Here is a 25,325-nt window from a genome sequence, read left to right as displayed (position 1 = left end):
GCACGAAGAGCTTTTGCTTGAAAGGTGGGCGGTAACAATATGGACACCGGGGATGATACTAATCGCACTATCACTCAAAATTGGCTTGTGGCTTTTGCACACAAGGGTAGATATGTCGTCAGATTTCGCTATACTTTCTACCTACCTCGGGGCGTAGCGCAGCTTGGTAGCGCATCTGCTTTGGGAGCAGAGGGTCGCTGGTTCGAATCCAGTCGCCCCGACCAGGGTCTTGCGGGTGTAGTTCATCGGTAGAACCACAGCCTTCCAAGCTGTTGAGGCGGGTTCGACTCCCGTCACCCGCTCCATCACACGTAAAGGGCCCAGGCCGCAGTGCCTGGGCTTTTTTCGGCCGATTTTTGGGTATCTTCGCACCGTCAGCATATCTTTAGAAGGAGCCGCATGGCTACAAGCAAGTTGGGGCGCACGCTGGTGATTTGCAATCCCGCCGCCCAAAGTGGCAAGGGTGCGCAAGGTGGCGCCTTTGTAAAGCGCACATTGGATGCCTATTCCAGCGCCGTATCTGGTTACAGCTATTATGAAACCACCTCGCCTGGCGACGGCCTGCGCAAAGCCAAGGCTGCCAAAAACTACGATACTGTGATCGCTGTGGGTGGCGATGGCCTCATCCACGAGATCGTCAACGGCTTGATGGCCATCCCTGCCGAGAAACGCCCACGCCTAGGCTTGGTGCCTATGGGTTCTGGCAACGACTATGCGCGCACCATGCATCTGGCATTGAACGACCCCATGGCAAGCCTGGGCCAGACCATCAACGGCACTCCCGTAAAGCTTGACTTGGGCCTTGTGAACGGCGTCTATTTTTGTGAGACCTGCTCTTTTGGCCTGGATGCCGCCATTGCCCTCGACACCATGAAAATCCGTGTTCCCGGAGGCCCCCACGGCACCCGCCTCTTCGCTCAAAGCGGCTACCGCATCTTCAAGAACTTCACTCACGGCTACAAATATAAGGCCACGGTGGATGGCACGTCCTTCTCGGGTGAAGAGATCGCGTTCGCCTGTCAAGTGGGCCCCACCTATGGGGGCGGTTACCATATCTGCCCCAAGGCCTCCCCGGTAGATGGACTACTGGACCTGTGCTACAACACCAAGATTCCTTCCAAACCAGCCATTTTGGCGCTTTTCACAGGTGCGCGCATGGGTCTCCACGCCAAGAGCTCTGCTATCGCCTTCAAGCAGTTCAAGAAGCTCAAGGTCACCTTTGAAAAACAGCCGCCTTGCCAGGTAGACGGCGAGCTGCTTGAGGGCAGCACCTTTGAGATCACCTCAGTGCCTGCCGTCCTCGAAGTGCTGGTGCCAAATTCCAGCCAATGGAATCCCAACCCCACCAAGGTGGATCGTCCTTCTGTGACAGACGGTCTTTTGGGCACCAAGCTTGCCGATAAACTCCGCAACTCCAACCAGGGATAACTGCAAAGCTCATATCCTGACTTTGCTGCACCGAGCACGCCTTGACTGCCGCGCCTAAACACTTCCCTCTCATGGATATGCCACCTGAACAACTACAGGCTCAGGTGGCATTTTTTCTTAAGAGCTATGTCTGAAAGATTAGCGTCCAGTTTTATTTTTGAACATGACGCCAAAGGTGGCCAGAAAGATCTCCACGTCAACCTTTAAACTGGCATGCTCTGCATAGCCAAGCTCTGCAAGCTGACGTTGGCCATTTTGGAACGTAGCCTCATTGCGAGGTCCCACCTGCCAAGCCCCAGTTATCCCCTGAGGCACCGAAAGCAGCTTGTAGACATCGCTGCCAAAGTTGGGGAGCTCTTCTCGGGTGATAGCGCGAGGTCCAATAACGCTTATCTGCCCCAGCAGCACATTCACGAATTGAGGGATCTCATCCAGGCTAGTCTTGCGGAGCACGCTCCCCAACCGGGTGATACGGGGGTCGTTGGTCACCTTATGCTCGAGACGCCATTCCTCCAGCTGCTCCCGGTTGAGATACTTCTCCACATCGTCAGCGTCTGCCACCATGGTGCGAAATTTATAAAACGGCAGCGACTTGCCCAGGCGTCCGACGCGTTCTTGGGAGTAGATGGGAAACCCCTTGGTGTCTACAGCAATTACAATTGCGAGGAGTATGCATGGAACCAGGGCTACTGCGATCACAATGAGACTGAACACAATATCAAAGGCACGCTTGAAGGCTCGATAGCCCAAGTTGCGAGTATCCTGCGCCCTGCAGGCCTCAGCAAGCTCCGGTGTATCGATCTCATCCACGATGTTCTTAGTCACAGGGAGCGCTGTGACTTCCATGGATGCTGGCCTAATTGGGTCCCCCATTGTGTTCTCGAACAATCTCCAGTCTCCTTGGGTGAGTCTCAAGCGCATACTCTCGAATCAGGGCCAAGTTGCAAGTTAACCCGCCTGCATACCCAAATTAGACATGCAGTGCTATCAATTCATTATTGATAATAACACCACCGTAAGGTACATCTTACGTTAAGCCTAGTTTTATTTTACTGAAACTATCAATGGAGCAATCAACCATACGCTCGTCATTCCTAAGTCTTTCTTGCCGATAAGAACCTGCACCCACTTTATGGGCTTATCCTCGCATTATATCGATTACCATTCATGTGTTAGGCATCATATTTGATACCGCCTACTCTTTCATCTATGTGCAGATTGTCTTGCGCTCTTTAATAGATGCAGGAGCTAATAGGTACAGAACCTATCCCTCTTTTATAAAAGAGGTCCCCGCTTTTGATGCGAGGACCTCTTAAATTGAGTGCATGGCTTCAAAGGGAAAAGACTTACTTGGCAGCCTTTGCCAATGCGTCTTTCACTTCGCCGGCAGTCTTGAGTTTCATGACCTTCTCGGCCAGCTCATCTGCCTCAGCCTTGGACCACTCGGAGATGATCTTGCGGGTACGTAACACCGAGGGGGCGGACACGGAGTACTCGCCCAAGCCAAAGGAGATCAGCAGAGGGATGAGCAGGGGGTCGGCAGCAGCCTCGCCGCACATACCCACCATGATGCCAGCCTCGTTGCCGCACTCGATGACGCGCTTGATGGAGCGAAGCACGGCAGGGTTGTAGACGCTGTAGAGGTAAGCAATGCGGTCGTTGCCGCGGTCGGCACACATGGTGTAGCCAATGAGGTCGTTGGTGCCAATGGAGAAGAAGTCGCACTCGGCAGCTAGATCGTCTGCGATAAGGGAGGCGGCGGGGGTCTCGATCATAGTGCCAACCTCGATGTTGGGGTTGTACTTGATGCCCTCTGCGTCCAGCTCCTTCTTGCACTCCTCCACCAGAGCCTTTACGTCGCGGATCTCCTCAAGGGAGGTGACCAGCGGCACCATGATCTTGATGTCGCCAAAGGCGCTGGCGCGAAGGAGGGCGCGCAACTGCACCTTGTACTGATCAGGATTGGCCAGGCAGTAGCGCACAGCGCGATAGCCCATGAAGGGGTTCTCTTCCTTTTGGAGGTCGAGGTAGGGGATCTCCTTGTCGCCGCCCACATCCAAGGTGCGGATGATGACAGGCTGATCCTTCATGCGCAGAGCCACCTTCTGATAGGCAGCGAACTGCTCCTCCTCAGAAGGAAGCTCCTTGGAGTCCATGAACAGGAACTCGGAGCGGAAGAGGCCTACACCCTCAGCGTCGTGCTCGATGGCGGCAGTGGCGTCATCGGGGTTGCCAATGTTGGCCACCAGCAACACCTTTTCGCCGTCAGCAGTCTCCGTGGGCTTACCACGATAGGCGTTAAGGGCGGCCTTGGCCTCAGCAGCGGCCTTGGCCTCAGCCTCGAAGTGAGCCAGGTCCTCCTCACTGGGGTTCACAAAGACCTCGCCACGGGTGCCGTCTACCACCACAGTGTCTCCAGAGCGGCAGATGGTGCAGGCATTGGGCACAGAGAGCACGGCGGGGATCTCCAGAGCACGGGCGATAATGGCAGAGTGGGAAGTACGGCCACCGGTCTCGGTCACGATGCCGGCCACGTTCTCCTTGTCGATGTCAGCGGTCATCGAGGGAGTAAGATCCTTTACCACCACGATGGAGCCCGCAGGCAGCACGGAGAGGTCGACGACCTCTTTACCCAGCAGGTTGGCCAGAAGACCCACACGGATGTCCTGAACGTCTGCAGCGCGCTCGCGCATGAGAGGATCATCCATGCCGTCGAACATGCCATAGAACATGTCGCAGACCTCATCCACGGCCTGCTCGGCGCTCATGCCGTTGTTGATGCGGTTGGTGATCTCGTCGATCATGAAGGGGTCGCGGGCCATGTTGATGTGGCCGATCATGATTTGCGACTCTTCCTCGCCCACGGTCACGGCCATGCGATCGGCCTGAGCCTGGGTGTGATCGCAGAATGCGTCAAGAGCGCTGTTGTAGCGCTCGCGCTCTGCTTCAGGGTTATTGTGGGCCGTGGGGGTATAACTCAGGTCAGGCTCGATAGCAACCTGTGCCTGGCCAATACCGATGCCATCGGACCCGTTAATGCCCTGGAACATGTAAGCCTCCTCTTAAGAGGGGACCTTGCCCCTCTAAATAAAAAGGGCGTGCCCAGCCTTGGCTTTCTGCGCACGCCCTTATGGTCATAAACTCTATTTATGGCACTAAAGAAACCAGGCGCCGTTTACTCGCCAAGACCAGACTCAACCAGGTCCACGGCGGCCTTCAGGGCCTCTTCCTCGTCAGCGCCGTCGCACACGATCTCGATCTCAGTGCCAGCACCGAGGCCACCGGCCATGATGGCCATGGGGGACTTGCCGTTGATCTCCTTGCCATTGCCCTTGATGGTGACGTTGGAGGAGAACTTGCCCATGGTAGAGGCAAAGAGGCCGGCGGGACGCATGTGCAGGCCGGTGGGGTTAATGATAGTAACAGTCTGAGAAACCATAATCTTCTCCTTTGGGCGAGGGGCCTTGGGACAAGGCCCCGATTTTCTATGCCTTGGGAACAGTACGCTCCCTAAAAGCCGTAATGATTGTACCAGTTAGCTTACAGGTGACTTAAGACTCCTGGTCGTCCTCATCGTTCTCATCGAGAGTCTCCACGACCTCGACAACTTCCTGACCCACCTTGTTCTTCTCGTCTGCCAGCAGGTGGTTGAGCGCGGCGTAGAAGCGCTCGATGGTGGAGCGGTTGGCCAAGCCATTGGAAGCGGCAGTGGCAGAGCCGCAGGCAGAGGCAAAGTTCAAAGCCTCCCCGTAGCTCATGCCGCGATCCAGAGCAGCCAAAAAGCCAGCAACCATGGAGTCGCCGGCACCGGTAGCATTGACCAGACGGCAAGGCGGGACCTTGGTGGTGTGCTCGTTGCCCTCAGCATCTACCAAAGCAGCGCCGTAACCGCCGCAGGACACCAGCACGTTTTGAGCACCCTGCTCGTGGAGCTTGTGGGCGTAGGGCAACACTTCCTCTGGAGTCTCAGGGTTAGCGCCAAAGATGCGGCCCACCTCGTGATTGTTGGGCTTGATGAAGAAGGGGTGCGCTGCCAGCGCGTTCATGAGCAGGTTGCCGGGAGCGTCCACCACGAAGCGGATGCCGCGGTTCTCGAAGCGGCTCATCATGATGTCGTACATATCCTCAGGCAGGCAGCTGGGGATGGAACCGGTGAGCACCAGGGTGCTCCCCTCTTGAATGCGGTCGATACGACGGAACAGCTCATCCACCTTGGAGATGGGGATGTTGGGACCCATGCCATTGATGATGGTCATGATGATGCCGTTGAGCTTCACGTTGATACGGGTATTGCCCTTGTCTAGGAACACGAAGTTGGTGTTGATGCCCTGAGACTGCAGAGTCTGCAGCACAAACTCACCGGTGAATCCGCCAAGGATGCCCATGGCCACGTTGTCGATATCAAGCTCGGTAAGAATGGTAGACACATTGATGCCGTTGCCGCCAGCATAGACCTCCTCGCTGGTAGAACGGTTGGTGTAGCCCATGTCCAAAGTAGACGGATGCATCACATAGTCTACGGACGGATTGAAAGTGACGGTGTAGATCAACGGGCTCCCCTTTCCCTAGGGTGGCTCATACTGCAAGGGGCCTCAAGACCCCAGAATTCCTAATACAGCGACTAAAGACGTTCGTCGATGGTGTCTGCGATCTTCTCGGCATCATCGCTGGTGAGAAGCACCTCACAAAAGTCCGAAGACATGAGAGCCACCGCGAGCTTGGAGAGCAGGCGCAGATAAGGCTCGCCGGCGCTGGAATCAGGGATGAGAAGGGCGATGGCGCAGGTGACCGGCTGCTTATCCATGGTCTCCCAGTCAATGGGATGAGTGAAGCGTAGTACCATGACCAGCGGCTTCTGTACTGCCGAAGACTTGGCATGAGGAATGGCGATGCCGCTCACCATGCCCGTGGAACCCTCTGCTTCACGGGTGTTGAGCGCCTGCACAAGCAACGGGGCATCGGTGGCATAGCCCAGCGAAACGGCCTCTCGAGCAATGAACTCCATAACCTCTTCCTGCGTGGTCGCAGGATTATGAAGAAAGACGTGATCTGCCGTAATGAAGTCGCTCATGCCCGAATGCATCCCTTCTTAGCGTGGCTCAAGAGGGAGCCACTCCAACTCACTCCTCCTATCCTACTCGCCACAAACTTTTAATCCGACCAAGATAGGACCTGCCAAGCCAAGCGGCGCAAATATCCCAAAATCTGTGAATAAATGGCCAGCAATGCGTAGTCATGTTTGGAGATTATGCCAATGCTCGCAGGGCCTTCTCAGTGCAACCCTGCTGCCGATAAAATCCCACGCCTTCATGGAGGTAAGAGATTGCAGTCATCGGCAGCCCGATCTGGCTGCCGTCGCTGGTTGCGGATCTTGGGGCATCACATGGCATCAGGAGGGGTGATTATGCATAAAAGAGGTCACCCATTTTGCAGCACAAGCGCGACATAAACGAAAAAAGGTAGAAGCCTTAGAGCTTCTACCTGGGATTTCATGGTGGACCGGCAGGGGTTCGAACCCTGGACCTTGGGATTAAGAGTCCCCTGCTCTACCAGCTGAGCTACCGGTCCGTGCTATGTCATGGCACCAAAAAGAATGGGGTGGGCGAAGGGGCTCGAACCCTCGACCTACGGAGCCACAGTCCGTCGCTCTGCCAACTGAGCTACACCCACCGTCTCCCACCTCGCGGTGCGTTGAATATTGTGCAACGAGCGCCCACGGGATGCAAGACCCAATTTTGGACAGGTTGTTTACAGGTATCCCATAGAGGTCGTCGCACTATGCAAGGGGCGCTTGCACTCGGCTTTACTTGGCTTCGGCCCAAGTGTTGCCCCAAGAAACGTCGGCTACCAAAGGAACCCGCAGGTCAACCACCGATTCCATAGTGGCTTTCACCAATGCCGCAACCTCCTCGAGCTCTGTCTCGGGCACCTGCAAATCCAGCTCGTCGTGGATTTGCATAATGAGTTCGCTTTGGTAATTGCCCTGGTTAAGCGCCTGTTCCACGCGACTCATAGCTATTTTGATGATATCGGCGGCACTCCCCTGCATAGGATGGTTCATAGCAGTGCGTTCGGCGGCCGATCTCACCATGGCATTGTGCGCCCCAATGTCCGGCACCAGGCGCCTACGACCCCACATGGTGCTTACAAACCCCAGCTTACGAGCCTCTTCCACCGTTTCATCCAAATAAGCGCGAACCCCTGGATAGGCACGGTAATAGGAGTCGATGATCTCCTGAGCTTCCTTCTGAGGAATGTGAAGGGTTTGTGCCAAGCCATAGCCCTGCTGCCCGTAGACAATGCCAAAGTTCACTGCTTTGGCCCTAGACCGCAGCGCGGGAGTCACCTCAGACACAGGCACGCCAAAGACGCGAGCCGCAGTCTCTGCGTGGAAATCCTCCCCTTCCACAAAAGCCTTTATAAGGTGCTCGTCGCCCGAGAGATGCGCCAGCAGACGCAGTTCGATTTGCGAGTAGTCCACCGCCAGGAACTTCCAGCCCTGAGGCACGGTGAAGGCGGAGCGCACGCGTCGGCCCTCTTCAGACTTCACGGGAATGTTCTGCAAGTTGGGATCTGAGCTGGAGATGCGCCCCGTAGCCGTCACCGTCTGGTTGAAAGTGGTATGGATGCGCCCGTCAGCCCGAATCTCTTGGGGCAATGCCGCCAGATACGTGCGTGCAATCTTGGATTTCTCACGCCACTCGATGACCTGAGCCACTACCGGATAGGTTTGCGCCAGCTCCTCAAGCACCTTGGCATTGGTGGAATAGTACCCGCGCTTGGTTTTCTTAAGCCCTGCCGTAGGCAACCCCAGACCATCAAACAGCACATTAGACAATTGCGAGGGAGAGCCGATGTTGAACTCTTGACCCGCAGTCTCGTAAATCTGCTGGGCCAGGATTGATAGTTGGGCCTGCAGTTGTGCGTCCTGCTCGGCAAAGACGGAAGCGTCTGCATGCATGCCAGTACGCTCCATCTGTGCCAAGACGGGCAACAGGGGCATCTCGATCTCAAAGAAGCAGGGCTTGGACCCCGTTTTGTCCAAAGCTACCGATAAGGGCTCCACGCAGCGCTGGGCCACCAATGCCGAGAAGGGCGCATCCTTCACATCCTGAGGGCGGGAGAGCTCCAGCCACTCTTGGGCGAGGTCGTCGGGGGTGTATTCGGTCTTGGTGGAGTCTAGCAGGTAAGCAGCCACCCCGCAGTCGAAGATGGCATCGGGAGCCACCCGGTCGATGTCTAGAGCGGCTGGCTGCGAGGAGTCCACAGGATAGACCTGGTGAATGAGATCTTTTAGGGCGCAGGAAGCCACCCGGTGAGAGCTCAGGGCATCCACCAGGCGATCGGCGGCCTCGGCGCCCTCGAAGCGCAGCAGATGAGTGGGCGTAGCCACCCAGAGGCGCGAAGAAGGCTCAAAGAGACTCTGGGTCTCTGGCACTTCCAGCGCACAGCCTAACCAGGCACCCTCAGTTATCGCCTTTTGCCACGCCTCCTGGGCAGCCTCGCCCTCCAGAGTCTCAGGGACCTCCAGGGTCAGGGAGGCCTCAGAGACCTGCCCGCCGTCGGCCAAGCTCAGAAGGCGCGTGGCAATGGACGTGAAGCCCAAGGCAGTCAGCGCCTCTTTGGCAGTTGACACATCAAAGGTGGGAAATCTGGTCTCTGCAAGGTCCACATCCAGAGGGGCGTCGGTGCGGATGGTCGCCACCTTGCGCGAGAGCAACGCGTCCTCTTTGTGGGCTCGCAAGTTCTCGCCCATCTTACCCTTGACCTCGTCTGCATGAGCCAGAACCTCGTCAAGAGTGCCATAGGTGGCCAGCAGCTGCTGGGCCTTCTTGGGACCAATGCCGGGTACGCCTGGGATATTGTCTGAACTATCACCTTTAAGGCCATAGAAGTCCGGCACCAGCTCTGGTGTCACGCCGCCATACAAATCTTCTACTGCGGCGGGAGTCATTATCTGCACATCGCTCATGCCCTTGCGGGTGGAGACTATCTGCACGTGCTCATTGGAGAGCTGGTACATGTCGCGGTCGCCGGTGACCAGAAGCATGTCATAACCTTCGGCAGCTCCTTGGCGAGCCAGCGTACCCAGAAGGTCGTCGCCCTCCCAGCCTTCCAGCTCGAAGACCGGCACGCTTAAAGCAGCCAGCACATCTTTGATCTCGCCAAACTGAGGCGCCAGATCGGGGTCCATGGGCGGTCTCTGGGCTTTATAGCTGGGGAGCATCTCCATACGCACTTTGGGCTTGCCCTTGTCAAAGCACACCGCGACGCCCCAGGGTTTGAAGTCCTCCACCAGCTTGAGAAACATGGAGAGAAAGCCAAAGACGGCGTTGGTGGGCACCCCTTGAGGAGAGGTCATCTGGGCAGATATGGCGTGAAAGGCCCTATGCATAAGGGAGTTGCCGTCCACCACCGCCACTTTGGGGCGACCGTCTTGAGGAAGCGAAGAGGAGCCTGCAGGAGCTGCGTGGCTTGAAGTCTGAGTAGAGCTGGTGCTACCCGTGTTTGATCCAGTCATCAGGGCACCTTTCTTGTGAGAAGGTGTGTAGGTGCAAGCTTCATGCTATCAGGGCCTGCAAGAGTTTGGTGCTCTTTTGGCAAGCTATTGGTGTTAATTCGGCAAGCTTCCGTTGCCAATTTGGCAAGCTGTTGGTGCGTTTATGGCCCCAAAAACGTGCTCAGTTGGAAAACGAGGGGAAACAGAGGGTGCGTAGGCTTCTTAACTATGAGTTGTGCCTAACCCCTAAAACCTCCTAAGAGAAATGAGGGAATCCCATGGCATCTAAGGTGAGTCAAGAGTACGGGACCTTGGTGTTTAACGACGCCGTCATGCGCGAGCGTTTGCCCAGGCCTACGTATAAAGAACTGGAGAAGGTAATCAAAGAGGGCCGCCGCCTCGATCTGGACATCGCCAACGAGGTGGCCCATGCCATGAAAGAGTGGGCTTTGGAGCAGGGCGCCACCCACTATGCCCACTGGTTCCAACCCCTTACGGGCATCACCTCCGAGAAACACGACTCCTTCCTGGCGCCCCAAAAAGACGGCACTGCGCTCATGACCTTCTCGGGCAAAGAGCTGGTCCAGGGCGAGCCTGATGCCTCCAGCTTCCCCAACGGCGGTCTTCGCGCCACCTTCGAGGCTCGCGGCTACACCGCCTGGGACCCCACAAGCCCCGCATTCATCAAAGACGAGGTTCTGTGCATTCCCACCGCCTTTATCGCCTACACAGGTGAGGCCCTGGATAAAAAGACCCCCTTCCTGCGCTCCACGGTGGCCTTGAACGACCAAGCCAAGCGTGTGTTGGCGCTCTTTGGCAAGCGCCCCAAGTCCGTCGAGTGCACCGTAGGCCCTGAGCAGGAGTACTTCCTCATTCAGGAGAATGACTTCGCCTCTCGTCCCGACCTCATCATGTGCGGCCGCACGCTCTTTGGCTGCGAGCCGGTGAAGGGCCAGGAGCTCGAGGAGCATTACTTTGGCGCCATCCGCCCCACGGTCAATGAATACATGAAAGAGCTGGATGACGAGCTCTGGAAGCTGGGCATCCCTGCAACCACCAAGCACAACGAGGTGGCTCCCTGCCAACATGAGCTGGCGCCGGTGTTCGAGCGCGCCTCCATGGCCATCGACCACAACCTGCTCACCATGGAGAAGATGAAGGTCATCGCCAGCCACCACGGCCTCACCTGCCTACAGCACGAGAAGCCCTTTGACTACGTGAACGGCTCTGGCAAGCATGACAACTGGTCCATCGCCGCAGACGGCAAAAACCTGCTGGACCCCTCGGACACCCCTGAGGAGAACCTCCAGTTCCTGGTCTTTTTGACCGCTGTCATCGCTGCGGTGGACAAGCACCAGGACCTCATGCGCTGCTCGGTGGCTTCTGCGGGCAACGACCACCGTCTGGGCGCCAACGAGGCTCCTCCCGCCATCATCTCCATCTTCCTAGGCGACGATCTGGCCGGCGTGGTGAACGCCCTTATCAACGGCGAGTCCTATACGAGCCACGGCCATGAGATCTTTGATGTTGGTGTGCCGCAGCTGGCAGACGTGGTGCTCGACACCACCGACCGCAACCGCACCTCCCCCTTCGCCTTCACCGGCAACAAGTTCGAGTTCCGCATGTGCGGCTCCCAGCAAAACCTCTCCGACCCCAACATGGTGCTCAATACCGCCGTGGCCGAGATGCTCGATGAGTTTGCCACCCTCATGGAGCAAGTGCCTGAGGAGGAGTTTGCCAGCAGCGCCTTGGCCTGGATCAAAGACACCCTCACCGCTCACCAGCGCATCATCTTCAACGGCAACGGCTACTCTGAGGAATGGCCCAAAGAAGCCGAGAAACGCGGCCTCCTCAACCTGCGTACCACTGCAGACGCCCTGCCTGCCATCACCAAGCCTGAAAACCTGGCTTTCTTTAGCAAGTACGGCGTGCTCGACGAGGCAGAGTCCACGGCCCGCTATGTTGCCAAGGCCGAGCAGTATGCCAAGCTCTTGAACATCGAGGCAAACACCATGGTCTACATGGTGCGCCACTACTACCTGCCCGCCCTCTATGACTACTCCGGCGACCTGGCTCAGACGGTGGCTACCAAGGAAGCCATTGGAATCCAGTCCCCGGCAGAGCGCGGGCTTTTGGCTGAGCTTACCGATGGCATCACCCTCATCACCCAGCTGGCCGACAGCCTGGAGGTCAAAAACAAGGAGGCTCAGGCCATCGAGGATCCCGGCCTTCTGGACGACGCCTATCGCGACGTGGTGATTCCTGCCATGGAAGCCCTGCGCGCTCCTGTGGACGCCATGGAGCAAGTGGTAGGTCATGAATATTGGCCCTTCCCCAGCTACAACCGCATGCTCTTCTACGTCTAAGGTTGCTTGCATCCTGTAGCCCCTTCATCGGTCTATGTACCAAGGCCAATGAAGGGGCTTTTTCATTTATCCCTTAATTTTCTTTTATTAAGGCGCCGTGACAGATGTACCAATGTTGGCGATAACCACTTGTGGGTGCTGTAAAAAAGCTGAATATGTATACGCTCCCTCCCCGAGGGACACACCATTAGGGGGACCTATGAAACCCATCAAGACCCTTGGCGCCACCTTGGTGGCTTGCGTCTTGGCACTCACCTTGGGTGCCTGCGGCTCGCAGCCTGCCGCCACTCCTGAAGCAGAGGCTTCTCAAGCCCATAGCGGCTCTTACAAGATTGGTGTTATCCAGCTTACCGAGCACCCGGCACTGGACGCTGCCAACGAGGGCTTTGTGGCCGCGCTGAACGACTCTGGCTTGGACTACACCATCGACCAGCAAAATGCTCAGGGCGACCAGTCTGCCTGCCAGACCATCGCTTCCAAGCTGGTAAACGATCATGACGACCTCATCCTGGCCATCGCCACCCCCGCTGCCCAGGCAGTGGCCGGCTCCACCACCGATATCCCCATTGTGGGCACAGCCATCACCGACTTCGCCGAGGCCGGCCTGGTAGAGTCCAACGATGCCCCCGGCGGCAACCTCACCGGCTCCAGCGACCTCAATCCCGTAGACGAGCAGATCGACCTGCTCAAACAGCTGGTCCCTGATGCCAAGACCGTGGGTATCCTCTTCTGCTCTGCTGAGGCTAACTCCGAGATCCAGGCTCGCATGGCAGAGGAGGCCTGCAAGAAGGCCGGCCTGGCCACCGAGCGCTACACCGTCTCCAGCTCCAACGAGATCCAGCAGGTAGTAGAGTCCATGGCCGGCAAGGTGGACGCCGTCTACGCTCCCACCGACAACGTCATTGCCGCAGGCATCGCCACCGTCTCCATGGTAGCCAACGAGAACAACCTGCCGGTGATCTGCGGCGAGGAGAACATGGTGACCGGCGGCGGTCTTGCTACCTACAGCCTCAACTACTACGACCTGGGTTACCGTGCCGGCGAGATGGCAGTGAAGATCCTCAAGGGCGAAGCCAAGCCGGCCGACATGCCCATCGAGTACCTCTCCGGCGACGATCTCAAGCTGGTCGTGAATGAGGAGACCGCCAAGACCCTGTGCATCGACGTCTCTGGCCTTCAGAGCTAAAGGCCTTAAGGCCCAAGTGCGCGTTTCATTTTGACCGTAGTTTTGGGCGTCTTGACCTCTTGCGTCAAGGCGCTCATTTACCATGAAAGGGGCTCTATGGCCGCCGCTCTTTTCAGCGCCATCAACCAGGGCGTCCTCTGGGGCGTAATGGTGTTGGGTGTCTATATCACCTATAAGTTGTTAAACATCGCTGACCTCTCTGTGGACGGCACCTTCGCCCTAGGCGGCTGCGTCGCGGCAACAGCCATGGTGACCGGCGGCATGGATCCCTGGCTGGCTGTGCTTTTGGCCTTTTTGGCAGGCGCCGTAGCCGGTGGCTGCACTGGCCTCATGCATGCGCTGCTCAACATCCCAGCTATCCTGGCGGGCATTCTCACCATGATTGGCCTGTGGTCTGTGAACCTGCGCATCATGGGCAAGTCCAACACTCCCCTGCTCAACACCCGCACAATCTATAGCGATGTGGCAGACCTCACCGGCCTTCCCCGCGACGTGGTGGTGCTCCTGGTGGCTGTGGCCATCGCCGCCGCTCTGGTAGGCCTTCTCTACTGGTTCTTTGGCACCGAGATTGGCAGCTCGCTGCGTGCGACCGGCGACAATCCCGACATGGCAAAAGCCCTCGGCGTGGACACTCGCTTCACCATCCTTTTGGCCCTCATGCTCTCCAACGGCCTGGTCTCCATGTCTGGCGCGCTGGTGTGCCAGAGCCAAAAGTACGCCGACGTAGGTATGGGCACCGGCGCCATCGTCATTGGCCTTGCCGCCATTGTCATAGGCGAAGCCCTGGGGCGTCTGACCCCTGGCAAGCTGCGCTCCTTTGGCAGCCGTCTCATCGCGGCTGTAGTGGGTTCTGCTGCCTATTTCCTCATTCGCGCCATCGTGCTCCAGCTTGGCCTGGACGCCAACGACATGAAGCTGCTCACCGCCCTTATCGTGGTCATCGCCCTGGGAATCCCTTATCTGGCTGGCCGGGTCAAGCAGCGCAGCTCCTACCAGCGGGAAGGGGTGGATGACTAATGACCGCTCAAAACCAACCCATGCTTCAGCTCAAGAACGTCTCCAAGACCTTCAACCGCCATACGGTGACCGAGAAACGCGCCCTCCACAAATGCGACCTCACCGTGGATCGTGGCGACTTCATCACCATCATCGGCGGCAACGGCGCCGGCAAGTCCACGCTCCTCAATATCATCGCCGGCATGTTCTTGCCTGACGGCGGCACCATCACCCTGGATGGCCAAGACGTCACCTTGCTCTCAGAGCCCCAACGAGCCAAGTACCTGGGCCGCGTCTTCCAAGACCCCATGCGCGGCACCGCAGCCGACATGCAGATCGCCGAGAACCTGGCCATGGCCTACCGCCGTGGCAAGCGCCGCACCCTGGCCTGGGGCGTCACCAAAAGCGAGCGCGCCCTCTTCCAAGAACGCCTCGCCGGTTTAGGCTTGGGACTGGAGAACCGTCTCAGCGACAAGGCGGGGCTCTTGTCGGGAGGCCAACGCCAGGCGTTGACCCTGCTCATGGCAACCCTCCAAAAGCCCGATCTGCTGCTCTTGGACGAGCCCACCGCCGCTTTGGACCCCTCCACCGCCACCAAGGTGTTAGGGCTTATCCGCACCATCGTGGACTCCGAGCAGCTCACCACCTTCATGGTGACCCACAACATGTCCGACGCCCTCTCCATGGGCAACCGTCTCATCATGATGTGGGAAGGCAAGATCATCTACGACGTCAGAGGTGCCGAGAAGGACGCCCTCACTGTGGAGGACCTGCTCAAGAAGTTCGAAGAGGAGTCCGGCAGCGCCTTGGACAACGACCGCATGCTTCTGGGCTAGTTCGCCTTGAGGACCTATAGTACCCATCCCTAAAGCCGGCCCTCGATGAATTCCCGCAGCTATTCCATCAAGTATATGAGAGCTTAAGGGTTCCGCGAGGACTTGGCGTAGGCTTTGGCGTACTACAATTCCTTAGGCGAGCAGCGCGAATCATCATCACAAGCACTCCAATGGCTTGCTGTCATTGGAGTGCTTTTTTGAGCTTCGCACCTACCTTGGGAGATGGTTACGATTTTTGGAATGTTCCTTCTGGCGCTTCTGCCCATCATCGTGCTCATAGTGGCACTTACTGCCCTTAAATGGGAAGCCTATGCCGCAGCCTTGAGCGCGTTGGCCGTGACCCTTATAGAAGCGCTCTTCATCTGGCACATGCCGGTGGTCAATGCGGCCACCGCTACTGCCGAAGGCTTTGCCATGGCCCTCTGGCCCATTTCCATCGTCATCATTGCGGCGGTGTGGGTCTACAACCTCACTGTGCATTCGGGAGCCATGGAAATCATCAAGGCCCAACTCATGGGCGTGTCTTCTGACCAGCGTGTGTTGGTGATTCTTATCGCCTGGTGCTTTGGCGGCTTTTTGGAGGGCATGGCCGGCTTTGGCTCGGCAGTGGCTATTCCTGCATCCATGCTGGTGGCGCTGGGACTCAATCCTGTCACCGCCATTTTAGCCTGTCTGCTTTCCAATGGCGTGCCTACTATGTTTGGCTCTATTGGCATTCCCACCAATACCTTGGCTTCCATCACCGGGCTCGATGTGATTCAACTCTCCCAAGTCCAGGTGATCCAGGTGGCACCCTTTGTGATCCTCACCCCCTTCCTGGTATGCATCGTGGCCGGTGGCGGTCCCAAGGCTCTCAAGGGAATGGTGCCTCTGCTGCTGGTGACCTCCCTCTCCTTTTTAGGCGCCGAGTTTGTCACCGCCTCTTTCATCGGCGCCGACTTAGCGGTAGTGGTGGGTGCGGTGGCCGCCCTTATCTGCACCATTGGCTATGCGCTCTCCCAAAAGAAGAAGCCTGTGCCCCAGGAATACGCTATCGACGCACTCCCCCAGGGAGACGATGGCGAGCCAATCGATGCCACCAGCGCCCTTATCGCCTGGTCTCCCTTTGTGCTGATCTTTGTGGTGCTGTTGCTTACCTCGCCGCTCTTCCCGGGGATCTCGGTGCCTTTGAGCTCGCTCTCTTCCACCGTGAACATTTATGCAGGCGATCCAGAAGCCACTCTCACCTTCAAGTGGCTCAACACTCCTGGCGTCCTCATCTTCTTTTGCGGCATTGCAGGCGGCTTGATTCAAAAAGTGAGTTTCAAAGACATGATGGGCGTCCTTGGCGCCACCGCAAAGCAGATGAGCAAGACCGTGATCACTATGCTCTCTGTGCTGGCAGTGGCAAAGCTCATGGGCTATTCTGGCATGACCAGCGCCATATCCGCCTTCTTTGTGGGCACGCTGGGTGGCCTCTATCCGCTCATCGCCCCTGTGCTGGGCGCCCTGGGCACCTTTGTCACCGGCTCCGGCACAAGCTCCTCAACCCTCTTTGGCAACGTGCAGCTGGAAGCCGCCCAAGCCATTGGCGCGAACCCCTATTGGCTGGCTGCCGCCAACTCCGTGGGCGTGTCTGCCGGCAAGATGCTCGCCCCGCAATCCATCGCCATCGGTTCTGCCGCCTGCGACTGCAACGGGGAAGACTCCACTATCTTCTCCCGCATCCTTCCCTACTTCGTCCTCTACGTGGTGCTCATGATGGTCTGGTGCTATCTGGGATCGTTCCTGTTCCCTGCTGCCTAGCGGCTCCACAGATACCCTTGCTTGCAAGCCCCAGCGCCTACGTCATCGCCCACTTCGCTGGGGCTTTTTGCTGCCGAGAATACCGTGCCCCAAGACTTCTAACGTATACCTAGCTTCCCTGGGCAATTGCATCACAAAAGCGCCGGAGCTCCTCGTTTCTTAGAGGAGCTCCGGCGCTTTTGCATTGACAGGGAGCCTGCCGTTCTTTATGCCTGCCGCTCAGAACTTGCCGATTGGAGGGGCAACGGTTTCTCGGCAAAAAGGGTTAAAGGGCGATGCCCAGGCAGATCTCGGTGACGCCGTCGAAGATCAGGCAGATGCCGCCGACGAGCATGATGGCCTCGGCCATGGAGAACGGGGTGATGAAGGTGAGGATGCCGCAAAAGACGGTAAGGATGCCAAGCACCAGCCAGAGGCCCCAGCGAGAACCCTCGATGTGACGGATGCTGAAGGCGTCGAAGATATCCCACACGCCGGTCATGAAGATGACGCAGCCCAGAAGGATGACCAGGTACATCATGGACCAGCCGGGCCAAACCATGATGAAGATTCCCAACACGATCTCGACCACGGCAAGGACGATGTTGGCAGCGCCGCGATCGGCAGGGTCATGACGGAAATAGCCCACAATGGTGCCGATGCCGGCGAAGATGAACGCCCACCCACATACGTAGACGAGGAAGAGAGCCGAGGCGGCCGGAGCAATAAAGAAGCCCATGCCCAACAGGGTGAGAGCCACGCCCAAAATAATGATGGACGCTTTAGTGCGCTTGAAAAGCGACTGATTCATGGTTACCTCCCATGGAATAAAGCCATTGATGTCTTCACTTGTGCCCATTAGGGACATACATCAATACCCATAATTCACGACTGAGGTACCAGTGGTATCCAAATGCCCTTTTCGCGCTGCTCAAAGTCCTTGCCGATAAACCCTGCCGCCTATTCTGCGAGCCGTCCTTAAATTCGATCCCCTCTAGCCCGGGAAAACGCAGGCTTTAAGGCCAATGCAAATAAGCACGATTCCACCTAGGATCTCGGCCTTGTCGCCCATGGCAGAGCCTACGCGCTTGCCCAGCGCAAGTCCGACAATGCACACGCCAAAGGTAGAGAGGGCAATGACCAACGAGGAGATCCAGATGTTGGCACCCATGGCACGCAGCGACACGCCCACTGCAAACGCGTCGATGGCGGTAGCCACTGCCTCGAAGAGCAGCTGGGTCACGCTTAAGTGCTCGCTGGCAGGCTTCGACTCCTCAGGCTCGCCCACTCTGAGCGCTGCAACCCCTTCGCGCACCATGTTACCGCCGATGATGCCAAGGATGATAAGGGCCACAATGCCCGAGTAGGTCTCGATGAGATCGCCGCAGACGCCGCCCAAGAAGTAGCCCAGCAATGGCATGAGCCCCTGGAAGAGGCCAAAGAGCACGGGCATCATAACGAGGCGCCGCCTGGGCTCGCTTGCAAAAGCGATGGAGTTGGAGATGGTCACTGCAAAGGCATCCATAGCAAGCGCGATGCCCAATACCAGCATGGCCGACACATTCATGCATTCTCCCTGCTCACTACCAAAGTCCTCCTAAGATGCCCCATGCCACGCCAAAGCGCAACCCGCCCCGGACACCTTCACGTGCCAGGCAGGTTGCGCCCCAGCTCAAGCCTATGAAAGCGACGGCTGCTTGATTTAAGCAGCGGCCACTGGATGCTCTGGCTCACCCTTAGGCATGATGAGAAGCATCACCAGGCCCACTACCAGCAAGATGCCGATGGAAAGCACACCCAAGTTGGCATTGCCCGTCATCGTGGTGATGACCGACACCAACAGGGTTCCCATTACGCTGGCATAGCGACCAAAAATGTCGTAGAAGCCAAAATACTCGTTTGAGCGGTCTTTGGGGATGATCTTTCCAAAATAGGAGCGAGAAAGCGCCTGGATCCCGCCCTGGAAGAGGCCCACCAAAATGGCCAGGATCCAAAACTCGGTAGCGGTGCGAAGAGCTGCAGCCGCAAAGAGCACAATGCCGCAATAGGCCACCACGGCCACGATGATCATGGTGAGGGTGCCAAAGCGGTCGGCCAGCTTGCCGTAGATGATGGCCGAGGGAAACGCCACAAACTGCGTCACCAGCAACGCCATGATGAGGTGCGTGTTGTCGATACCCAGGGCGCTGCCATAACTGGTGGCCATGGAGATGACGGTGTGCACGCCGTCGATGTAGAAGAAGAACGCCACCAAAAAGAGGAACAGGCGCTTGTCGCGGGCGATGTCTTTCAACGTGCGGCCCAGGTTGGCAAAGGTGGCAGCCACCTCGGCACGGACGTCATGGGACTCCTTGTAGTACTTCTGCTTGTAGGAGCGCACCAAGGGGACAGTGAACGCCAGCCACCAGATGCCCGTGATCACGAAGGCGATCTGAGCGCAAAGGCCCGTGGGGAGCCCCAAAAGCGCCGGGCCCCCAAAGATCAGCGCGATGCAGGCGATGAAGGGGATGGTGGAGCCAATGTAGCCCCATGCAAAACCTGCCGAGGACACGTCGTCCATCCGCGCGTCATCGGTGACGTCGATGAGCATGGCGTCATAGAAGGTCATCGACGAGTTAAGGCCGACGGTGGCCACTACATAGATGCCGAGAAACACCGCCGCCGACACCGGCAATGCCTGAGCGAAGCAAGCTACCAAACCGGTGAGGAAGAACCCCAAGAAGAACTTGATCTTGTTGCCCTTGAAGTCTGCCAACGACCCCAGGATGGGCATGAGCAGCGCCACGATGAGCGAAGCGACGGTCTGAGCCATGCCCCACTGAGCCACAAGCCCTGCGGCATCGGTGGTCTCTGCTGCCAGCGCGTTGAAATAGATGGGCGTCACCGTGGTGCTCAGCAGGACCAAGGCCGAGTTTCCCACGTCGTACATGATCCAATCGCGTTCTTGCCGGGTATGGCCGCCGATGAGCTTCACGCGGTCTCCTTTCGAGGAGGATAGCGAACATCAAGGTAAATGATGCTTCGTAAGATTGCTGACGATAACCTTAGAGCACCAAGGCACCCATATTTGTTCTATCTGTGAACCATCACTTAATTCCCCCATGACCACACATTCTTAAAAAGTTGTCCTTTATTTCTTACATGGATGAAAGGGGTAGGTACCTGCTGTTGTGCGCTACACTTTTATCTCACCGAGAAACCCTCGCCATCGGTGCTCGTCTATCTAATGTGACAGTTGAACCTTTATGTTCAACGGGTCTTCTTCTAAAAAGGAGTCAGCTATGCCCGCTCTCATCACCCACCATTTGTTTGGGGAGAAATGCGTCTCTGAGCTCCCCGATTCCATTATCGAAGATCAAGAGCAGCTCCTGGCCTTTCTGCTGGGAAACCAGGGGCCCGACCCCTTCTTCTTCCGCTTTCGCGGCCTGCCTCAAGACCTCTCTGCCTGTCACGAGCTGGCCAAGCGCATGCATTGCGAGCGTGTGGCGCTGGCCTTCAACTCCCTGCGCGACTCTGTAGGCCGCCTGCCTTTGCCAGACCAAAAGGTAGGCCGCGCCTTTGCCCTAGGCATGCTGGGCCATTACACGCTCGACCGCACCACGCATCCCTTCATCTTCGCCGAGCAAATAGAGATCATCGCCCAATCCAACGGCGAGCTTGACGGCCTTGACAGCCAGGTCCACGCCATCATAGAGGGCCGCCTGGACTCCTGGCTCCTCTGGCGCGAACGCCACTCCACCGTCCTCGACTGCCCTCCCGCCTACGAGCTCTGCCGCACCCCGCGCATCGACCGCGTCGCCGGCGCCCTCTTCTCCCAGATCGCCTGGCAGATCTACGGCATCTCTTTGCCTGTTGAGGCCTACGGCGCCTGCGTCAACGACATGCAGACGGTCTACAAGCTCATCGAGCCCGCCGGCTCCCCCAAGGGCGAAGTCCTCGCCGTCATTGAGGAGTCTCTGCGTGGCACCACCTCACAAATCCAAGCCATGGCCCACGAGGTGCTCCAGACAGACGACTGCCCCCTGGCCAACCCCGGCCACCTGCCTTGGAAGAGTCCTGCCACCGGCAAGGAATCCACCGCGAGCTTCCTGGACCTCTTCAACCTGGCCGTCACCGACTACGGCGTCCTCGCCCAGGCCTTCGTCAAGGGCGGCGACGACATGGAAGCCGCCATCGACCGCCTCAACTACAGCGGAGAGACCTACTGATCCTTCAGCTCTCCCCCACTCATTTCCTTGCCCAGAAGATCGTGCAACCAAAGGGGCCCCGCACATTCCTTATTGGGATATGTACGGGGCCCTCGTCTAATCACTGCATCCTGTAATGGCCTACCAAGTCAGAACGTGCAGTAAGGATGTCTTCTTCAAAAGCTCTTTGGAGAGGACCTTCGTGGTGGATGAGATACGGCACTCCATCTGGACGCCTTACGTCAGAGACCACGGCCACATGATCCCTGAATACCGCTATGTCACCTGCACGCCAGGCGGCCGCATCATGAAGATCCAGCGATAGCGAAGTGGTATGCCGCTCAAGGTACACCGCCACATTGCGCACCCGACGATAGTCGATATTGGGATCTGGCACATCTACTTCATAAGCCTCTGGATCGGCTTTAATGTCCTCATCTACCAGAGCTTGCAGATCCCATCCCGCCCCTTTTAGTGCAGCTGCTAGAAGATCGGTGCATACACCTCGACCATCGGTAGGCACTCCGCCTTCATAGTAGGCGCTGCCATACCGAGGTCGCGTAGCAGTATACGCACGAGCCGAAACCACAATGTCCCGCGGATCAAGAATGCCATCGCCGTCATGGTCGAGGATCTTTGCAGAGATGTCTATGAACTCCGACTCTGGCATGCCTGAGACCGGACTAGGATCTGGGCCAAACATCAGGGGCCAAAACAACCAAACTGCGATCACAAGCACGTATGCAGTGACAACTGCCACCACAAGCGCTCGCCTTTTATAGGTGTTTTGGGTCTCCCTCATGGCTACCTCGATTTCCTACATGCAAAAGTTTGGCTAATGCTTGCACGCCTCCTGCTAAGGTTACATTGTGCTTGATCTTTTAACTATCTCTCATAGACCTGAACCCTCCTTACCAAACTTCGTTTTCATCGTAACAAGACGCCCAATGGATCTTTTATAGAGACACAATGGTCTCTAGAGTTAGGCGATTTAGAGCTTATTGGAACAGTAGAGATCAGGGATTAATAATGAAACGTCTTGTAGTTGAAGATTCTTTTTGGCAGCTTTACCCCACTGCACAAATAGCCTTTGCGGCGGGCTGCGACATGAAAACTGCCTCAGAAGTGTCCCCTGAAGATGCTGCGAAGATTGCCGCGCTCCTTGAAGAGACCAATGCCTTGGCAAAGAACCGCTATCAAGATGAGATATTTGCCACAATTTCTGAGATTACCATCTGGAGGCAAGCCTTTAGCAAGTTTAAGCGCAAAAAAGGTGCCCGAAGCACTGTGGAAAACCTTATCAAACGCGCAATCTAAGGAAACCCGGCCCCCTCTATCGAGCCTCTAGTAGACACCTCTAACACCATCGGCATCAAGTACACCATGCCCGTAGGCGCAGAAGTTATTGACGCCATTGAGGGTGATCTGCACCTGGGCGTCGATTTAGAAGGCGGTAAAGAATATATAGGCATCGGATCAGATAAGAATGATCCCACTCTGCCTGGAGAGGTCTGTTATTGGGACGACAAGGGTGCCGTGAGTCGCTGCTGGAACTGGCGAGACACTATACGCACCACGGTTCAGAGCAATACTCGGGCCTCCACCCTATCTATTGAGAACCTTGATCCTGCTCGTGCTAAAGAACTCGAGCAGGCTTTCCATGAATTCTGCGATCTGGCAGAGCGCTATCTGGATGCCAATATTGTCTCCCGTGATATCGCCACCAAAGACCATCCAGTTATCCCATTGGGACGTTGATGTTCGTGTTGATTGTGCGGATGAGGAAGCCCGTACAAGAACAGCGAGCCTTAACTTCGCATTCTCATCGTCGGCGAAGCGGAACAGGTCTTCGAAATATGACTCGATGGCACTGAAGTCGGCGCGGCCGATTCTGCCCAGGGCGTTCGCCGCGCGTTCGCGCAGGAGAGGTTCCGGGTTGCTGATGAATGCGGCTATCGCGGGAATGGTGTCATGAACGGATTCGGGATGCGCGAAGCCCATTTCACCGAGAAGCCAGAGCGCCTTCGCCCTTATCTTCACCGAATCATGGGAAAGGAGCGACGAGACGTACGGGGTCTTCTCTCCCCACCTGCTCTTGTCTTTGGACAGCTGGCCAAGCTCTCTGTAGAGTTCCGTTTCCCCCAAGACCGTTTCCCCTTCGCCTCGTTCTTTTTGGCATTTTAAGGCACGGGCGAGGTTGTGACGATGTCGGAAACTTCACCGTGAACATCAGCGTTGTTTACGGAGGTGTCCGCATGAGCGTCAACAGCTTGGATGAGTATTGGGTGCCCGAGCACGTGAAGGAGTACCTGCGGGGGCTCGGGTTTATTCTTCCCCTGGACGACATGGAGCCTTGGATTCGCAGCTGGGACGACTGGATGGGGGCTCGCGGGGATTTTTATGACTATCACGACCGCGACGGACTTGGGCGTGTGTACGAGGTGCATCGGCGTAGCATTCATCCGGCAATGCGCATATGCAAAGAATGGGGCTCTCTTCTTCTCAACGAGGATGTCAAGGTTGTCTGCGACGACCAGAAGGCGACCGACTGGATCGGGTCGTTCTTCTCCTCTACGAACTTCATGGCACAGGCGCAAGCAACCGTGGTAAGGGCGTTCGGGCTTGGGACTGGTGCCTGGGCGCTGTGGGTGAACCTCGACAGGAAGAAGGTTCGCATCCGGCATTACGACGCTAGGATGGTGATACCGCTCACGTGGGACGAGGACGGAGTGACCGAGTGCGCCTTCGTCACTCGGGCGTTCTATCGCGGTAAGACCGTCGACCAGCTGCAGATGCACCTCAAGGGTGACACGGGTTTCTCGGCAGGCTCTTCCTCACCTTCCAAATCTTCGCCTGAACACCCAGACGGTCTTCTCGCCATGAACGACGAGGAGACCTATCGGATCGTAACCGTGTGCTTCGACCATGAGGGGAACGAGCTCGCGCCCGTGGGCGTCGCGCCATTCTTCGACACGGGCTGTGCTTTCCCCACCTTCGGTATCGTGAAGCCAGCGATGACGAACACGCGCGTGGACATGTCGCCGTACGGGCAATCGGTGTTCGCGGATGCGGTGGATGCGGTACAAGCGGTGGACCTCACCTTCGACGCCCTCACCAACGAGGTCGACGTGAGCAAGATGCGCGTGTTCCTCTCAGACGTGCTGTTCGACCGTGAGAAGACTGGGGACAAGGCCATCTCCATACCGTTCGACAAGCAGGATTGCACCGTATTCCGCAAGGTCATGTCGACCGAAGACACGATTCAGGAGTTCGCGCCGGCGCTGCGCACGGCCTCACAGTCAGAGGCTTTCCGAATCGCCCTGCAGATGCTCGGCGATTTGACGGATTTCGGCATCGGCTACTTCGACTTCGACGAGTCTCATGGATATGTCCGCACGGCGACCGAGGTCTCCTCTGACAACTCCGCCCTGATGCGCAATATCCGAAGGCATGAGAACGCGCTCGAGGGGCTATTACGGGCATCGCTAGGGCTGTCATGGGTGTCTCACGCGGCTTTGGGGAGAGCATCCCTGACGAGGGCACGATGTGCGTCATGTTCGACGACTCCATCATCTAGGACGTGGCGGCCGAGAAGGCGCAGGACATGGCAGAGGTGGGCGTTACCATGAACGCCTGGGAGTATCGCACCAAGTGGTATGGCGAGGACGAGGCTACCGCCCGAAAGCTCGCTGCCGAGATTGGAGCTAGCGGTACCGTCGGCGACAAAGGGTCTTCGTAGGCGCTCTCGGGTCGCTGGGACAGGTTTCTGGTGGGGTTTCGTCGCAGGTTGACAATTTGGTTTCGAGCCGGGTGTCGCGAGCCGGATACGGCCGCATGTGAGGTTGTCAGGAGCCCGTTTTCGGTTTCTGGTGGAGCAGGTGCGGTTTGGGTTTCGAGCGGGGCTGTCACGGCCCTGTAGCGGCCTCCTGTGGAGCTGCAGTGGTGACGGGTGCGGGACGTGGGAGAGGCCGCTGGTGGCTTGCGGTGACTGTCGGAGTGACGCCCGTGGTGTGCCTTTGCCGCCCGCGCTGGCTGATGGACTGGACGTGTGCGGACATCCCG

Annotated in this window: 21 protein-coding genes, 4 tRNA genes and 1 pseudogene; 13 read left to right on the top strand and 13 right to left on the bottom strand. The window is 57.4% G+C overall.

The genetic code is table 11. The features are described from left to right. Window positions 1-147: 147 nt before the first annotated feature. The 3 genes from E5334_RS06055 to E5334_RS06045 all read left to right on the top strand — a co-directional run bounded on the left by E5334_RS06055 (window position 148) and on the right by E5334_RS06045 (window position 1,428). Window positions 148-224 (top strand) — tRNA-Pro (locus tag E5334_RS06055). Window positions 225-231: 7 nt separating this feature from the next. Further along, window positions 232-305 (top strand) — tRNA-Gly (locus tag E5334_RS06050). Between the two features lie 94 nt (window positions 306-399). Beyond that, entirely contained in the window at window positions 400-1,428 is a 1,029-nt protein-coding gene (locus E5334_RS06045) for a diacylglycerol/lipid kinase family protein (protein WP_136012684.1), read from the top strand. A 138-nt stretch (window positions 1,429-1,566) separates the two neighbouring features. Here E5334_RS06045 and E5334_RS06040 read toward each other — a convergent pair whose 3' ends face one another. The 8 genes from E5334_RS06040 to polA all read right to left on the bottom strand — a co-directional run bounded on the left by E5334_RS06040 (window position 1,567) and on the right by polA (window position 9,949). Then, window positions 1,567-2,316 carry a sugar transferase gene (locus E5334_RS06040; protein WP_167604319.1) on the bottom strand — a complete coding sequence of 250 codons (750 nt, stop codon included), beginning with the start codon at window positions 2,314-2,316 and terminating at the stop codon, window positions 1,567-1,569. Window positions 2,317-2,774: 458 nt separating this feature from the next. After that, window positions 2,775-4,478, bottom strand: coding sequence for a phosphoenolpyruvate--protein phosphotransferase (ptsP, locus tag E5334_RS06035; protein ID WP_136012682.1), 1,704 nt, complete (start codon window positions 4,476-4,478; stop codon window positions 2,775-2,777). 125 nt (window positions 4,479-4,603) lie between these two features. Beyond that, complete coding sequence (locus E5334_RS06030) at window positions 4,604-4,867, bottom strand: HPr family phosphocarrier protein (RefSeq protein WP_136012681.1); 264 nt, start codon at window positions 4,865-4,867, stop codon at window positions 4,604-4,606. A gap of 112 nt (window positions 4,868-4,979) precedes the next feature. Continuing rightward, the gene (gene pfkB / locus E5334_RS06025) at window positions 4,980-5,978 is read right to left on the bottom strand and encodes a 1-phosphofructokinase (RefSeq protein ID WP_136012680.1); all 999 of its coding nucleotides are present in this window, start codon (window positions 5,976-5,978) and stop codon (window positions 4,980-4,982) included. Between the two features lie 71 nt (window positions 5,979-6,049). Further along, complete coding sequence (locus E5334_RS06020) at window positions 6,050-6,499, bottom strand: PTS sugar transporter subunit IIA (protein ID WP_167604318.1); 450 nt, start codon at window positions 6,497-6,499, stop codon at window positions 6,050-6,052. Window positions 6,500-6,920: 421 nt separating this feature from the next. Beyond that, window positions 6,921-6,996, bottom strand: a tRNA-Lys gene (locus tag E5334_RS06015). A 26-nt stretch (window positions 6,997-7,022) separates the two neighbouring features. After that, window positions 7,023-7,098 (bottom strand) — tRNA-His (locus E5334_RS06010). Between the two features lie 133 nt (window positions 7,099-7,231). Next, window positions 7,232-9,949 carry a DNA polymerase I gene (gene polA, locus E5334_RS06005; RefSeq protein WP_136012678.1) on the bottom strand — a complete coding sequence of 906 codons (2,718 nt, stop codon included), beginning with the start codon at window positions 9,947-9,949 and terminating at the stop codon, window positions 7,232-7,234. Between the two features lie 257 nt (window positions 9,950-10,206). On the opposite strand from polA, the gene E5334_RS06000 reads away from it, so the two are divergent. The 5 genes from E5334_RS06000 to E5334_RS05980 all read left to right on the top strand — a co-directional run bounded on the left by E5334_RS06000 (window position 10,207) and on the right by E5334_RS05980 (window position 17,097). Further along, window positions 10,207-12,294: a glutamine synthetase III family protein gene (locus tag E5334_RS06000; protein ID WP_136012677.1), complete on the top strand. Its 2,088-nt coding sequence runs from the start codon at window positions 10,207-10,209 to the stop codon at window positions 12,292-12,294. A 199-nt stretch (window positions 12,295-12,493) separates the two neighbouring features. After that, window positions 12,494-13,480 carry an ABC transporter substrate-binding protein gene (locus E5334_RS05995; protein ID WP_136012676.1) on the top strand — a complete coding sequence of 329 codons (987 nt, stop codon included), beginning with the start codon at window positions 12,494-12,496 and terminating at the stop codon, window positions 13,478-13,480. A 96-nt stretch (window positions 13,481-13,576) separates the two neighbouring features. Beyond that, on the top strand, window positions 13,577-14,497 hold the full coding sequence (locus tag E5334_RS05990; RefSeq protein WP_136012675.1) for an ABC transporter permease: 921 nt from the start codon (window positions 13,577-13,579) through the stop codon (window positions 14,495-14,497). Continuing rightward, window positions 14,497-15,312 (top strand): ABC transporter ATP-binding protein, encoded by an 816-nt coding sequence (locus E5334_RS05985; RefSeq protein WP_338041725.1) that lies wholly within the window; start codon window positions 14,497-14,499, stop codon window positions 15,310-15,312. Before E5334_RS05990 ends, E5334_RS05985 begins: the two co-directional genes overlap by 1 nt. Window positions 15,313-15,534: 222 nt before the next feature. After that, entirely contained in the window at window positions 15,535-17,097 is a 1,563-nt protein-coding gene (locus E5334_RS05980; RefSeq protein ID WP_275438953.1) for an L-lactate permease, read from the top strand. Window positions 17,098-17,362: 265 nt separating this feature from the next. On the opposite strand, the gene E5334_RS05975 is transcribed toward E5334_RS05980, so the two are convergent. From E5334_RS05975 to E5334_RS05965, 3 genes are all read right to left on the bottom strand, one after another. After that, a complete protein-coding gene (locus E5334_RS05975; RefSeq protein ID WP_167604317.1) occupies window positions 17,363-17,887 on the bottom strand; it encodes an HdeD family acid-resistance protein in 525 nt (174 codons plus the stop codon). 183 nt (window positions 17,888-18,070) lie between these two features. Beyond that, window positions 18,071-18,643: a manganese efflux pump MntP gene (locus E5334_RS05970; RefSeq protein ID WP_136012673.1), complete on the bottom strand. Its 573-nt coding sequence runs from the start codon at window positions 18,641-18,643 to the stop codon at window positions 18,071-18,073. Between the two features lie 135 nt (window positions 18,644-18,778). Continuing rightward, complete coding sequence (locus tag E5334_RS05965; RefSeq protein WP_136012759.1) at window positions 18,779-20,005, bottom strand: MFS transporter; 1,227 nt, start codon at window positions 20,003-20,005, stop codon at window positions 18,779-18,781. A 352-nt stretch (window positions 20,006-20,357) separates the two neighbouring features. On the opposite strand from E5334_RS05965, the gene E5334_RS05960 reads away from it, so the two are divergent. Then, window positions 20,358-21,284 (top strand): zinc dependent phospholipase C family protein, encoded by a 927-nt coding sequence (locus tag E5334_RS05960; RefSeq protein WP_136012672.1) that lies wholly within the window; start codon window positions 20,358-20,360, stop codon window positions 21,282-21,284. Between the two features lie 100 nt (window positions 21,285-21,384). Here the strand turns inward: E5334_RS05960 and E5334_RS05955 are convergent, their stop codons facing one another. Beyond that, a complete protein-coding gene (locus E5334_RS05955; RefSeq protein WP_167604316.1) occupies window positions 21,385-22,023 on the bottom strand; it encodes a DUF1287 domain-containing protein in 639 nt (212 codons plus the stop codon). Window positions 22,024-22,292: 269 nt separating this feature from the next. Between E5334_RS05955 and E5334_RS05950 the strand changes: the two genes are divergently transcribed. Next, entirely contained in the window at window positions 22,293-22,580 is a 288-nt protein-coding gene (locus E5334_RS05950; protein WP_136012670.1) for a hypothetical protein, read from the top strand. 66 nt (window positions 22,581-22,646) lie between these two features. Then, a pseudogene (locus tag E5334_RS08915) lies at window positions 22,647-22,856 on the top strand (B3/B4 domain-containing protein); the annotation flags it as partial. A gap of 12 nt (window positions 22,857-22,868) precedes the next feature. Here the strand turns inward: E5334_RS08915 and E5334_RS05940 are convergent. Next, window positions 22,869-23,408 carry a HEAT repeat domain-containing protein gene (locus tag E5334_RS05940; RefSeq protein ID WP_136012669.1) on the bottom strand — a complete coding sequence of 180 codons (540 nt, stop codon included), beginning with the start codon at window positions 23,406-23,408 and terminating at the stop codon, window positions 22,869-22,871. Window positions 23,409-23,518: 110 nt separating this feature from the next. Here E5334_RS05940 and E5334_RS05935 point away from each other — a divergent pair, with 110 nt between their 5' ends. Together E5334_RS05935 and E5334_RS08815 are read left to right on the top strand one after the other, a co-directional pair. After that, on the top strand, window positions 23,519-24,892 hold the full coding sequence (locus E5334_RS05935) for a hypothetical protein (RefSeq protein ID WP_275438951.1): 1,374 nt from the start codon (window positions 23,519-23,521) through the stop codon (window positions 24,890-24,892). Continuing rightward, on the top strand, window positions 24,868-25,002 hold the full coding sequence (locus E5334_RS08815; RefSeq protein ID WP_275438950.1) for a hypothetical protein: 135 nt from the start codon (window positions 24,868-24,870) through the stop codon (window positions 25,000-25,002). Before E5334_RS05935 ends, E5334_RS08815 begins: the two co-directional genes overlap by 25 nt. Window positions 25,003-25,325: the final 323 nt, after the last annotated feature.

The sequence above is a fragment of the Muricaecibacterium torontonense genome (assembly GCF_004793925.1).
In the GTDB taxonomy this organism is placed as follows: Bacteria; Actinomycetota; Coriobacteriia; order Coriobacteriales; family Atopobiaceae; genus Leptogranulimonas; species Leptogranulimonas caecicola.
The sequence above is the reverse complement of the archived record's forward strand: the minus strand, read 5'-3'. Positions and strand labels throughout refer to the sequence as shown.